Below are 11,820 nucleotides of genomic sequence, written 5' to 3' on the forward strand. Positions count from 1 at the left end.
GGGGGCGGGTCGGCTAGCGGCAGGCGGTCGCGGGAGGGGCGGCGACCACACCCTTGCTGGCCAGGATCTGGAAGGACACTTCGTCGGTGACCGCCCAGCGGGCCGAATGCCGCAGCGGGGCGCTGTGGCGCACCCAGCAGCGGGCGGTGTCCGGGTCGTTGCGGCGCAGCGCCAGCACGGCGATGATTCCCCACGGGTAGTCGGTTTGGCCCTGGGCCAGCCACTCGCTTCGGTGCCGGCGCATCCAGTCGCGGTAATGGGCGTCGGCCGAGTCCGGCAGGAGGGGAAAGCCCACCATCAGCGGAAACAGCTGGGCCACGTGGTCCGGGTAGAAGGCCGCCGGTTGCGCGCGCTGCTCCATCTGCGTGGACACCAGGAAACGGCGGTTCACCGGGTCCCAGAACGTGTCGTGGATGGCCTGCGCCAGCCGCTCGGACGGCTCGGCGCCCGGCGCGCTCAGGGGCTCGCGCACGCGCAGCGACCAGACCTCCAGGTTGTCCATGAACAGGCCGTGCAGGTACACCGGCGACACCATGTAGATCCCGCGCGAGGGCTGGTAGAGGTGGGCCAGCGCCGCCCGGCTGGTGGTCTGGCTCTTGCGCAAGGCGGGCGAGGCTTTCACGTGCGCCGGCATGGCCTGCAGCAGCCTGAGCCACATCGCCAGCAGCGAGTCGTCGGCATCGGCGGTCTTGCAGGCCTTCCACCCGCCGCCGTCATCGCGGCAGAAGCGGTCGAACGTGCCGTCGGGTTTTTGCTGCGGCACCAGCCAGTCCGCGAACCGGACGGCCGGGCCCTGGATGTCCAGGCCGTTGTCGTGCGCGAGCAGCAGCGCCTGCAGCGTGAAGTAGGGGTCGCTGGCCGCGCCGCCATGCAGGATGGTGATGGCGCCGCTGTCGCCGCCGTACGCCTGCAGGTCCAGTAGCGTGGCAGCGCCCGCCCTGCTGGCGGTGCCCGCGGCGTTGGCGAAGGGCAGGGGCAACGCCATGGCCGCGATGGCGGCCAGGGCTTGCAGGGCGCGGGAGAGGCGGGTGTTCATGCCTGCTTCACCATGCCGATCTCGTGGGCCCAGAGCGTGCCGTGCACGACCGCGCCTTCCTCCGCCACGATGCAGCGCCCGCTCACGGTCGTCAACGCATCGGGCAGCCCGACAACGGTGCGCGCACCGAGCATCACATCGCCTTCGCACACCACCGGCCCCAGCGCTAGCGCACCGGGCAGCAGGTACGCGGACTGCTCGCAGGTGATGGCGCCGTGCACGACGGCCCCTTCTCCCAGCGTGATGCCGCCGCGCGCCTTGATGTCGCCGACCACGGTGGTGAAGGGGCTGATGGTGAGGAACCCCGTCACCACCAGGGAGCCACGGTAGATGGAGTGCTCCGCCAGCGTGCAGTCACCCCGCACCATGTACAGCTGCGGGGTGCGCTGGATGGCGTGCGCCAGCGTGGCATAGCTGGCCGTCTGCTGGGCCGGCGGCGTGGGGGTGGGCGGGGCCGTGGAGGGCTGACCCGTGCCCGGGCCTCCCAGCCGCACCACGGGCGCATGGAGCCGCTCGAACCAGCAGGGGGCGGCCAGCTTCACCGCCGCGCCCGCGGACACGCGCCGCAGGGCCGTGCTGCCGGGGCCCAGGCGCAGCTCTCCGTCGGCATGCGCCCAATCGGTGATCTTGCTGCCGTTACCCAACTCCAGGTCGCGCGTGGCATAGAGGCTGGAGAACGCGCTGCCGGCACCCACGTGCATGCTGCCTTCCACGAACACGGGCTGCAGCGCGACGATGGCCGCGGGCGTCGTCACATCGCCGCACGCCAGCAGGCGGGCCCGGGCGCTGGCCCATGCCGCAGGCGCGGCGTCGGGCGGGATCAGGTCGAAGGACTCGTACCCCGTGGACTCGCCGTGGCCGAGCCGGGCCTGCGCATCGGCGCGCAGCCGCCGGGCGAAGTGGTCGATGTCGGCCGCATGGTCGGGTGGAACCAGCAGGGCCGCGCTGTCGGTCGGGCGGCGCCATTCGCGGATGGCGGGCACGAAAGGCAGCAAGAACAGCGCGGCGCAGGCCGTCGCGAAGGCCAGCAGCATGGAAGGGTATTCAGGCATTTTTGACCTCGTTGCGGTAACGCGCCGTCTTGTCCCACACCATCTCGCGCTTGAAGAGAGCGTCCAGAAGCAGGCTCCACACGGCGCCGGAGATGGCGAACAGGCTCACCATGAAGCCCAGCATGTTCAATGGCAGCAGCCGCAGGCGCCGGCGGTTGCCATCGATCAGCACCGCGATGACGATCTCGAAGAACGCGGCGAAGTTGCCCAGCGTGCCGTAGACCATCAGCGCGAACACGGGGATCAATTGCGACAGCAGCGACCCTGCATTGAGGAAGTACAGCCCCAGCGCCAGGCACCAGCCGGCCAGCATGATGAGCGGGATCACGAAGACGAACAGCAGCAGCATTCCGTCCACGCGCTGGCCCAGCGTGAGGTAGGGGCTGGTGACGAATTTCCACCAGTGCCGCGCCAGCACCTGGTTGTGCCCCTTGGCCCAGCGCTTGACCTGCTTGATGCGCACGGGCCATTCCTCGGGCACTTCCTCGTAGCACTCCGAGCGGTTGGTGTACACGGTCTTCCAGCCGTTGAACATGAGCCGGAAGGTGATGTCGGTGTCCTCGGCCAGCGTGTCGTCGTGCCAGCCGCCCACGGCCTCCACGGCCGACATGCGCACGCCCCCCACGGTGCCGCCGTACTGCGGCATCAGGTTCATGTTCATCCGCGCCTGCTGGTCGACCTGGTAGCCGGCCGAGCGCTCCAGGTCCAGCAGCCGGGTCAGCAGGTTCGCGCCGCTGTTGACGGGCACCACGCGGCCCATCACCGCACCCACTTCCGGATCGAAGAAGGGCGCCACCAGTTGCTTGAGCAGCCCGCGCCCGGGCACGTAGTCGGCATCGAAGATGATGGCGATGTCGCCCTCGGCAAAGCGCAGTGCGTCCTTGAGCGCCGCCGACTTGCCCGGCTTGCCGCTGGTGCGGTGAAAGGGGGCCAGCCGGGACGGGAACCGTTCGTCGTAGCCGTTGATGATCTGCGCCGTCGCATCGCTGGAGCGATCGTTCACCGGAATGATCATCATGCGGTCGGCGGGGTAGTCGGTCTTGAGCAGCGCCTCGATGCAGCCGGCGATGACCTTCTCTTCGTTGTGCGCGGCAATGAACACGGTGATCATGGGCCACTGAGCCACCGCGATGTCCAGATAGGGGTGGCGCTGCGTGCCGACGAGCCGGCTCATGGTGAACGCGAAGTGCCTGATGCCGTACAGCACCATGAACAGCACCACGAACATCAGCAGATAGGCCATCACGGCGGCGACCGGCTGCGCCGAGAAGGCGGGAAGAAGTCCGAGCGGATGCATGGTGTCAGGCCGCCAGGGGCAAGGGCATGGGTGCGGCGGGCACCAGGTGGCTCGCCAGCACGGAGACGATGCGCTGGCAGGCCTGGCCGTCGCCGAAGGGGCTGTGCACCTGCGCCATCTGCCGGTGCGCGTGGGGGTCGCCCAGCAGCCGCGTGACGTGCGAGACGATGGCGTCGTACGACGGACCGATGAGCAGCGCGCAACCGGCCTGCACGGCCTCGGGCCGCTCGGTTTCGTCACGCAGCACCAGCACGGGCACGCCGAAGGTCGGGGCTTCTTCCTGCAGTCCACCCGAGTCCGTGAGCAGCAGCCAGGCATCGGCGAGCGCCTGCTGCATGTCCATGTAATCGAGCGGATCGCTCAGCTGGATGTTGGCGATGCCGCCCAGCAGCGCCTGCACCGGCTCGCGCACCACGGGGTTCTTGTGCACCGGAAACAGCACCTGCAGCCCGGGGTTCTGCCGCGCCAGATCGGCGATGGCCCGGCAGATGCCGCGCACGCCTTCGCCCCAGCTCTCGCGTCGGTGGAAGGTGACCAGCAGGTGCCCCCGACCGGTGGTGCGACGCCGCACCCCGTGGTGGGTGCAGGTCCAGTGCTGCGCATCCACCACGGTGTTGCCCGTCACGTGGATGCGTTCGTCGGGGATGCCCTCCGACCGCAGCGCGGTGCGCGAGCGCGAGGTGGGCGGAAAGTGGAACTGCGCGAGCCGGCTGATCATCTGGCGCAGCCCTTCTTCGGGAAAGGGCCGCGCCAGGTTGTAGGTGCGCAACCCCGCCTCCACGTGGGCCACGGGCAGGCCACGATAGAAGCCCGCCAGCGCGCCGATGAAAGCGGACTCGGTATCGCCCTGCACGATGACCAGCGCATAGTCTTTCGCCTGCAGCACCCCGTCGATCTGGCGGCGGCAGCCGGCGCTGAATTCCTGCAGGGTGCTGCCTTCGCGGTGGAGCACGATGTCCGGCCGGATGGTGAAGCAGTCCAGCATCTGGATGGCCATTTCATCGTGCTGGCCCGTGTGCAGCCAATGCACGTGGGCCCAGCTGAGCGACCGCAGTGCGTGGTACAGGGGTGCCAGCTTGATGATCTCGGGGCGCGTGCCCGAGACGATGAGAATGTCCTGCATGGCTCGATCCTTTGCGGTGGTGGGGGTGGAGAGGAAAGAGGAAAAAGCCAGGCATCCCGGAGGGGGCGCAGTGCCGGCGGGCACGCTGCAGTGGAGTGGCGGGAGCCCCATGCTCCATCGGCCCGATCTCTTTCTGAACGGCACGGGCGATGGTGCGTGCGGTTTGGCGAGCGGTCTGTTCGCTGACCCACATAGCGCAGCGCTTGCCCGGCACAGCGTCAGTGGGGGTTCAAGGAATGAACGCGGGGTTGCGCTGCGCCTGGAACTGGGCCTGCGTCACCGGCTTGCCCGTGACCAGCCAGACCGTACCGCCGTCCGAGACGGTCACCGACCCCGCGGTGACGATGGTGGGCCGCAGGTAGCGGGCCTTGGGCAGCATCCACACCATCTCGGCCATCGTGGTGGGGTGCGTCGCCGTGAAGCGCGTCGTCGTGCCGTTCGCCAGCAGGGTCTGGGTCCAGCCCACCTGGTTGCGCGTTGCCATGAAATCGGCCAGGCGTGGCATGGTGTACCACCTGAACTTCGCGCCCTTCGTCTGCCCATAGGCCAGCAGACCCTTCACGACGTCGATCCAGTCGTTCGCGCCGGGCGGGTGTGCGTACACCATGCGGCTGGTGTTGTAGTTGACCGAGAAGTCCACCATGGCCTGGTACCAAGCGTTCACCTCGGCCTTGGGCACGTTGTAGTCCTGCCATTCCTCGAACGTGGCATACGTGCCCTGGGGCGTGACCGGGAACACCCACAGCGCCGGGTTGAGCAGCACGCCGTCTCGGTACTGGCGCGTGGCGCCCAGCCCGGTGTGGCCGCCGAAGTAGGCCGCCACCACGCCTTGCTGCTCCAGCCAGGTCATGGCCCATGGCGGATTGTTGCCCTGGGGGGCCGAGTAGCCGCGCGCCGGGCGGCCCACGACGGTGTCCACTGCGCTCCTGTTCTGCACCAGATACGGCTGGAACTCCGCAGCGTTGTTCTCCGTGGCGTTGAGGCCGTAGTCGTCGTGGATCCACCCGCCGTGCGATCCGATCGCATGGCCTTTCGCGTCCAGCCGACTAAGCAACTGCTGCGCCACCGTGTTGTTGTTCAGGTTCCAGCCCAGGCCGTCGCCCGGCACGATGGTGTCGGGCCCCGCCGTCATCTCCATGGAGAACTTGTGCGTGTTGAAGACGCCGGCAGCCTCCAGATGCAGCGAAGGCTGCTGCGCGGCCATCGAGTCCAGATGCCAGTCCAGCGTCATTCCGGCCACCCCGTTGGGCATGGCCGACAGGTGGGCTCCTTGTACGAGGTGTTCCATGAAGTAGCGCAGAAAGCCGTGCATCGGCAATGCGTCGGTGCGCCCCTTCAGATAGGTCAGGGGCATGTTCACGAACAGCACCTTGCCTGTGCCGGTCGTCTGAATGCCCGCCACGAGTCCGAACGACGGGGACAGCGCCAGCGGTGTTCCGGCGTAGGTGCCGGTGGTCACGTAGGTCGGATAAATCAGGTGGCCCAGCAGGTAGCCGTTGTACGCGTCCAGCGTGTCCACTTCCGCCGCCTGCAGCGATTCACCGGCGAGCGAGGCACTGGCCTGCGATGCCTCCGCCGATGCCACCGTCAGCGGATGCCGTGCCAGGCCGGCGGGCTGCACGCGGGTGGCGGCCGCCGGCTGCCGGCCTTTGAATGCCTTGCCGAAATCCACGGTCACCGACCGAGCGCGCACCTGTCCCGCCGCCGAGCGTTGCCGGTCCTGCACGGAGTAGGAAGGCAGGGACTGGAACTGCTGCGGATCGAACCCCTTGACCCCGCCCGGGTCGCCGGGACTGGTGGGCAGATAAAGCGCCTCGCCCACGGCCAGGCGCGCCGCTCCCAGGAGGCCGTTGCTTCCCGTCGGGGCCTGGCCCGTGCCGGGTGCGACCGCGGAGGCTTCGGAGGCGGTGGCCGACGATTGCACCAGGTTGTAGGGCAGCGACTTTCCCGGGGGCACGAGCAGCTCGCGCATGGTGCTGCGCATGGCCGTCACCGGGCCCAGTCCCACCATCTGGCCCAGCAGCGCGTCGTACAGCACATAGTCCACCCCCGCCAGATCGCTCAGCCGCGATTTCGGAATGGGATAGACGGGCTGGTTGTTGGCATTGAGCGTCAGGGCGCCGAAGTCGTAGGTCAGCAGTGCCCGCCCGCCTGCCGTCACATAGCTGCGCACGGAGGCCAGCAATGCATCCGTGGCGATCACGTGCAGCTGGTCGGGCAGCACGAGCCCGGCGTACTTGAGCGCCTTGGCCGGGGCCATGGCCAGGAACTGCGCGTCGGTGACCACGGCGATGCGCGTGCCCGTCTCCGATGCGGCATCCAACCAGGCCGTCACGCGCGGATCGGTCGCGGGCTGGTCGTCGGGCAACAGCAGCATCAGCAGGCCCGGGTCTTCCACCCCGTTGTTGAAGGGAGCGACCACCGTAGCCACCGTAGCCACCGCTGCCCGTTGCGTTGCTGGCTGCGCGGCCACCGCATCGGCCGCCATTTCGGTGGCGGGGGGCTGCGTGGAGGATGGCAATTGCACCGCCTTGACCTGGGGCAGCCAGCGGTCGCCCGCAGCGGCCGGGGTGGAGGACTGGGTGCCGGCGGCGGCCGTGCTGGCTGCCGATTCGCCGCTGCCATCATCGCCGCCGCCGCATGCGGAAAGCAGCACAAGGAGACCCGCACACACGAGGCGCCCCGCATGCCCGCGTTGCCGGGTGCTGGCGGCATGGTGGAAGAAGGCTCTGAAGATGGACATGATCCCGCCCTTTCGTGGTGATGAGCGGCCATTGGGCAGGAGGGGTTGCGGCGGTTCTGTTCGCTGCCGTACATCGACGACGCCGGCCTGGGTACGCTGGCGAACGGATGGTGCGATCCAAAGCCGCTAAAACGGCTGAAAACATGTTCGAGACGAAAGGCCCCCGCCATGGACCACCACACCATCGCATCCCAAGCCACCGTGCCGCCCGAAGGCCAGGCGCCGGGTTCCCTGGAGCATTTGCAGGCTGCACTGGCACAGGCTCTCGCGCAGATTGCAGACCTCGAAGAGGAAAAGCGCCAAATGATGCTGGCGGCCAACCATGTGCATTGGCTGACCATGCTCTAGCCGGACCCACCCCCTGAACAAGGCTTCGGTGCCAGTGCTTGGCCCTGTGGCGGTGTCCGGCGGCCAGCGGTGGGCCTGTGGTTCCACTGCGTGTGCCCGCCGCGAAACGCTCTCTTTGGTGTGCGGGCCTGCACGGGCGGGTTTTATGTGTTCGCTATCGAACAGAGAAGTTGAAAAGGTTTACCTATATTGATTTGACATTTCCACTCTCATCACGCCCCACCATGCGCATGCAATTAAGTATCCCCGAGGTGTCACGCAACACGCTTGTGGCGGCGCTGGATGATGTCGATCTGCAGCGGTGGCTGCCTTTCCTGGAGATGGTGGACCTGCCTCTGGGCAAGGTGCTGTCCGAGGAGAACGTGACGACCAGCCACGTCTACTTTCCCACCACGGCCATCGTCTCCAAGTTGCACGTGATGGAAGACGGCTCGTCCGCGCAGCTGGCGGTCGTCGGCAACGAGGGCGTGGTGGGCATCTCGGTCATCATGGGCGGCGTTTCGGGCGCCATCCGGGCCGTGGTACTGAACGCGGGCAAGGCATTGCGCATGCGCAGCGAGTTCTTTCGCGAAGAAGTGAACCGCCCACCTGTCCTGCATCTGCTGCTGCGCTACATCCAGGCGCTCATGTCGCAGATGTCGCACACGGCCGCGTGCAACCGGCACCATGTGCTGGACCAGCAACTGTGCCGCTGGCTCCTGCTGAGCATGGACCGGACCCAGGGCAACTGGCTGTTCATGACGCAGGAACTGATCGCCACCATGCTCGGCGTGCGGCGCGAAGGCGTGACCGAAGCCGCCATGAAGTTGCAGAAGGCCGGCCTGATCCGCTACGCCCGGGGCCGCATCGAGGTCATGGACCGGGTCGGGTTGGAACGGCGGGCCTGCGAATGCTACGGCGTGGTCAAGAGGGCCTATGACCGCCTGCTGCCGAGATGCGATGACCACCTTCTCTACCTGCCGGAGCCGGCGCGGGGGGATGGTGCGGGCCATGGGCTTGCGCGGGAGCCCTATCGCATCCTGCCGTACGCCGCCATGGAACCCGTCCATGCGCGACTGGACAGTCTCGACCTTGGCCATCGCACGCACCTGCCAGCATCGAAGGGAGCGCCGGACCCGCGTTGAAGGAGTCGCTGCCAGCGCCGCCTTCAATGCTCGCTGTGGGTGGATCAGCCCCGGGCGATTCGTGCCGCGATGGCCTCGCCCACCTGGGTGGTGTTGGCCGTGCCCCCTAAGTCGGGCGTCTTCGGCCCGGTTTTGATGACCTCTTCGATCGCCGCCACGATGGCATCGTGCGCCTGCCGCCCTGCGCCCTGGCCTTGCGTCAAGAAGTCCAGCATCAGCGCACCCGACCAGATCATGGCGATGGGGTTGGCGATGTTTTGGCCGTAGATGTCCGGCGCCGAGCCATGCACGGGCTCGAACAGGCTGGGGAAGGTGCGCTCGGGGTTCAGGTTGGCCGAAGGCGCCAGGCCGATGGTGCCGGTGGTGGCGGGCCCCAGGTCGCTGAGGATGTCGCCGAACAGGTTGGTGGCGGCCACCACGTCGAAGCGCCCGGGCTGCAGCACGAAGCGCGCGGTGAGGATGTCGATGTGCTGCTTATCCAGCGTGACCTCGGGGTACCCCTTGGCGATGTCGTCGGCGCGGGCGTCCCACCAGGGCATGCTGATGGCGATGCCGTTGCTCTTGGTGGCGAGGGTCACGTGCTTCTTGGCGCGGCTCTGCGCCAGGTCGAAGGCGAACTTCAAGAGGCGGTTGGCGCCGTGGCGCGAGTAGACCGATTCCTGGATGACGATCTCGCGGTCGGTGCCCTCGTACATGATGCCGCCCAGCGACGTGTATTCGCCCTCGGTGTTCTCGCGCACGACGAAGTAGTCGATGTCGCCGGGCTTCCTGCCGGCCAGGGGACACGGCACGCCTTCGAAGAGGCGCACGGGGCGCAGGTTGATGTACTGGTCGAACTCGCGGCGGAACTTGAGCAGCGAGCCCCACAGGGACACATGGTCGGGCACGGTGGCGGGCCAGCCGACGGCGCCGAAGAAGATGGCGTCCACGCCGGCGAGTTGGGCCTTCCAGTCGTCGGGCATCATTTTTCCGTGAGCGGCGTAGTAGTCGCAGCTGGCCCAGTCGATGGTGCGGCATTCCAGTTCGAAGCCGAAGCGCTCGGCCGCGGTCTGGATGGCCCGCAGGCCCTCGGGCATGACTTCCTTGCCGATGCCGTCGCCGGGGATCACGGCGATCTGGTACTTGGTTTTTTGCATGGGGGTCCTTGTGGAAAAAAGCAGAGCGGCAGGTGCCGGATGGGGGCATTGTTCGGCAGTGCCGCGCAAAATACAATCCGCCGCCTGTGGTCTCATTCTTCACACTTCGTGCATAAAATTCCTTCCAACGACGACCTGCGCGTGTTCACCGTGGTGGTGCGCAAATCGAGCTTCCGCGAGGCCGCGACCGAGCTGGGCACCTCGCCCGCCTATGTGAGCAAGCGCATCCGACTGCTGGAGGAGGATTTGGCCGTCAAGCTGCTGCACCGCACCACGCGCCGCGTGGTGGTGACGGAGGAGGGCGAGCGCGTCTTCCACTGGGCGCAGCGCATCCTGGACGATGTGGACCAGCTGCTGCAGGAGGTGGCGGTCACGCGGCGCGAGCCCCGCGGCCTGCTGCGGGTGAGCTGCAGTTTCGGCTTCGGGCGGCGCGTGGTGGCGCCGGCGTTGTCGCGGTTGGTGGAGCGCCATCCGGCCCTGCAGGTGCGGCTGGAGGTGTTCGACCGGCTGGTGGACGTGGCGGGCGAGGGGTTCGACCTGGACGTGCGCGTGGGCGACGAGATCGCGCCGCACCTGATCGCGCGGCGGCTGGCGGACAACCACCGGGTGCTGTGCGCGGCGCCCGCCTATCTGGCGCGCCATGGTATGCCGCGCACGCTGGCGGAGCTGTCCAGCCACGACTGCCTCGTCATCAAGGAGCGTGACCACCCGTTCGGCGTGTGGCGCCTGCGCAGCGGCGGCGTGGAAGAGTCGGTGAAGGTGCGCGGCCCACTGTCGGCCAACCACGGGGAAATGGTGGTGCAGTGGGCCGTGCACGGCCGCGGCATCACGCTGCGCTCGCTGTGGGACGTGGGGCCGCAGTTGCGCGCAGGGCATCTGGTGCCGGTGCTGCCCGAGTGGCGGCAGGAGGCGAATGTGTGGGCGGTGTATCCCACGCGGCTCCATCTGTCGGCCAAGGTGCGCGTATGCGTGGAGTTTCTGCAGGAGCACTTCCGCCAGGAGTGGGCGGCCAGCGGTGATGCTGAACGCAGCGGTGCGGTGGACGGTGCCGGGGATTGAGAGGGAGGGGCAGCCGGGTGCGGTGCGCCGTCACCCGGCTTTGCAAGGACGCGCATTGCACGCGTCCCGGGTGCCGGATCAGCCGGCCAGCGCGGCCTTCACGGCGGCGGAGACCTGGCCCATGTCGGCCTTGCCGGCCAGCCGCGTCTTCACCACGCCCATGACCTTGCCCATGTCGCCGGGGCCCGCGGCACCCAGTTCGGCCACGATGGCTTTCACGGCGGCCAGGGTTTCCTCGGCGGACATGCGCGCGGGCAGGTAGGCCTGCAGCACGGCCGTTTCAGACTTTTCCTTGTCGGCCAGGTCCTGGCGGCCCGCGCCTTCGAAGGCGGTGATGGAGTCCTTGCGCTGCTTGATGAGCTTGTCCAGGATGGCGACGACGGCAGCGTCGTCCAGCGTGATGCGCTCGTCGACTTCCTTTTGCTTGATCGCCGCCTGCAGCAGGCGGATGGTGCCCAGGCGCTCGACGTCCTTGGCGCGCATGGCGGTCTTCATGTCTTCGGTGATCTGTTCTTTGAGGCTCATGGTGTTCTCCGTTCAAATCAGGGGTGGGTGGGGTGGCGCGCTGTGCCCCAAACGAAAAAACCCGCGCTTGGCGTCCCTAGCGCGGGTTTTGCGGCGGTGAGGCCGGCTCTGTCAGAGCTTAGTACAGCTTCTTGGGCAGCTGCATGCTGCGAACGCGCTTGTAGTGGCGCTTGACGGCGGCGGCCTTCTTGCGCTTGCGCTCGGCGGTGGGCTTCTCGTAGAACTCACGGGCGCGCAGGTCGGTCAGCAGGCCGAGCTTTTCGATGGTGCGCTTGAAGCGGCGCAGGGCGACGTCAAAGGGTTCGTTTTCTTTTACGCGGATGGTGGTCATTAGCTAATGGTTTCCAAAATGTGCCCACAGAGGGTATCCAGGAGAT

At 67.7% G+C, this 11,820-nt stretch carries 10 protein-coding genes and 1 pseudogene; 3 read left to right on the forward strand and 8 right to left on the reverse strand.

What is annotated here, in order from left to right; all coding sequences use genetic code 11:
- Nucleotides 1–13: 13 nt before the first annotated feature.
- The 5 genes from M5C96_RS07550 to M5C96_RS07570 all read right to left on the reverse strand — a co-directional run bounded on the left by M5C96_RS07550 (nucleotide 14) and on the right by M5C96_RS07570 (nucleotide 7,251).
- Nucleotides 14–1,036 (reverse strand): hypothetical protein, encoded by a 1,023-nt coding sequence (locus tag M5C96_RS07550; protein ID WP_272568265.1) that lies wholly within the window; start codon nucleotides 1,034–1,036, stop codon nucleotides 14–16.
- Nucleotides 1,033–2,088 carry a polymer-forming cytoskeletal protein gene (locus M5C96_RS07555; RefSeq protein WP_272568267.1) on the reverse strand — a complete coding sequence of 352 codons (1,056 nt, stop codon included), beginning with the start codon at nucleotides 2,086–2,088 and terminating at the stop codon, nucleotides 1,033–1,035. Before M5C96_RS07555 ends, M5C96_RS07550 begins: the two co-directional genes overlap by 4 nt.
- Complete coding sequence (locus tag M5C96_RS07560; RefSeq protein WP_272568268.1) at nucleotides 2,081–3,385, reverse strand: glycosyltransferase family 2 protein; 1,305 nt, start codon at nucleotides 3,383–3,385, stop codon at nucleotides 2,081–2,083. The genes M5C96_RS07555 and M5C96_RS07560 overlap by 8 nt, the downstream gene beginning before the upstream one ends.
- Nucleotides 3,386–3,389: 4 nt before the next feature.
- Nucleotides 3,390–4,508: a non-hydrolyzing UDP-N-acetylglucosamine 2-epimerase gene (gene wecB, locus M5C96_RS07565; RefSeq protein ID WP_272568269.1), complete on the reverse strand. Its 1,119-nt coding sequence runs from the start codon at nucleotides 4,506–4,508 to the stop codon at nucleotides 3,390–3,392.
- 229 nt (nucleotides 4,509–4,737) lie between these two features.
- Nucleotides 4,738–7,251 carry a polysaccharide deacetylase family protein gene (locus tag M5C96_RS07570; protein ID WP_272568271.1) on the reverse strand — a complete coding sequence of 838 codons (2,514 nt, stop codon included), beginning with the start codon at nucleotides 7,249–7,251 and terminating at the stop codon, nucleotides 4,738–4,740.
- A 168-nt stretch (nucleotides 7,252–7,419) separates the two neighbouring features.
- Between M5C96_RS07570 and M5C96_RS07575 the strand changes: the two genes are divergently transcribed.
- The gene (locus M5C96_RS07575; protein WP_272568272.1) at nucleotides 7,420–7,599 is read left to right on the forward strand and encodes a hypothetical protein; all 180 of its coding nucleotides are present in this window, start codon (nucleotides 7,420–7,422) and stop codon (nucleotides 7,597–7,599) included.
- 230 nt (nucleotides 7,600–7,829) lie between these two features.
- Nucleotides 7,830–8,531, forward strand: a pseudogene (locus M5C96_RS07580) (Crp/Fnr family transcriptional regulator); the annotation flags it as partial.
- A gap of 236 nt (nucleotides 8,532–8,767) precedes the next feature.
- Here the strand turns inward: M5C96_RS07580 and M5C96_RS07585 are convergent.
- On the reverse strand, nucleotides 8,768–9,859 hold the full coding sequence (locus M5C96_RS07585) for a tartrate dehydrogenase (protein WP_272568274.1): 1,092 nt from the start codon (nucleotides 9,857–9,859) through the stop codon (nucleotides 8,768–8,770).
- A gap of 108 nt (nucleotides 9,860–9,967) precedes the next feature.
- On the opposite strand from M5C96_RS07585, the gene M5C96_RS07590 reads away from it, so the two are divergent.
- Nucleotides 9,968–10,918, forward strand: a complete 951-nt coding sequence (locus M5C96_RS07590; protein ID WP_272568276.1) for a LysR substrate-binding domain-containing protein — start codon at nucleotides 9,968–9,970, stop codon at nucleotides 10,916–10,918.
- 78 nt (nucleotides 10,919–10,996) lie between these two features.
- On the opposite strand, the gene M5C96_RS07595 is transcribed toward M5C96_RS07590, so the two are convergent.
- Nucleotides 10,997–11,443: a GatB/YqeY domain-containing protein gene (locus tag M5C96_RS07595; protein WP_272568278.1), complete on the reverse strand. Its 447-nt coding sequence runs from the start codon at nucleotides 11,441–11,443 to the stop codon at nucleotides 10,997–10,999.
- A gap of 118 nt (nucleotides 11,444–11,561) precedes the next feature.
- Nucleotides 11,562–11,774, reverse strand: a complete 213-nt coding sequence (gene rpsU, locus M5C96_RS07600) for a 30S ribosomal protein S21 (RefSeq protein WP_007833691.1) — start codon at nucleotides 11,772–11,774, stop codon at nucleotides 11,562–11,564.
- Between the last annotated feature and the right edge of the window lie 46 nt (nucleotides 11,775–11,820).

It is taken from the genome of Acidovorax sp. GBBC 1281 (assembly GCF_028473645.1).
In the GTDB taxonomy this organism is placed as follows: domain Bacteria; phylum Pseudomonadota; class Gammaproteobacteria; order Burkholderiales; family Burkholderiaceae_C; genus Paracidovorax.

Excerpts from the sequence above, each read along its gene's own strand:
- M5C96_RS07550 (WP_272568265.1), bottom strand. The coding sequence starts at position 1,036 with ATGAACACCCGCCTCTCCCGCGCCCTGCAAGCCCTGGCCGCCATCGCG.
- wecB (WP_272568269.1), bottom strand. The coding sequence starts at position 4,508 with ATGCAGGACATTCTCATCGTCTCGGGCACGCGCCCCGAGATCATCAAG.
- M5C96_RS07560 (WP_272568268.1), bottom strand. The coding sequence starts at position 3,385 with ATGCATCCGCTCGGACTTCTTCCCGCCTTCTCGGCGCAGCCGGTCGCC.
- M5C96_RS07585 (WP_272568274.1), bottom strand. The coding sequence starts at position 9,859 with ATGCAAAAAACCAAGTACCAGATCGCCGTGATCCCCGGCGACGGCATC.
- M5C96_RS07570 (WP_272568271.1), bottom strand. The coding sequence starts at position 7,251 with ATGTCCATCTTCAGAGCCTTCTTCCACCATGCCGCCAGCACCCGGCAA.
- rpsU (WP_007833691.1), bottom strand. The coding sequence starts at position 11,774 with ATGACCACCATCCGCGTAAAAGAAAACGAACCCTTTGACGTCGCCCTG.
- M5C96_RS07575 (WP_272568272.1), top strand. The coding sequence starts at position 7,420 with ATGGACCACCACACCATCGCATCCCAAGCCACCGTGCCGCCCGAAGGC.
- M5C96_RS07595 (WP_272568278.1), bottom strand. The coding sequence starts at position 11,443 with ATGAGCCTCAAAGAACAGATCACCGAAGACATGAAGACCGCCATGCGC.
- M5C96_RS07555 (WP_272568267.1), bottom strand. The coding sequence starts at position 2,088 with ATGCCTGAATACCCTTCCATGCTGCTGGCCTTCGCGACGGCCTGCGCC.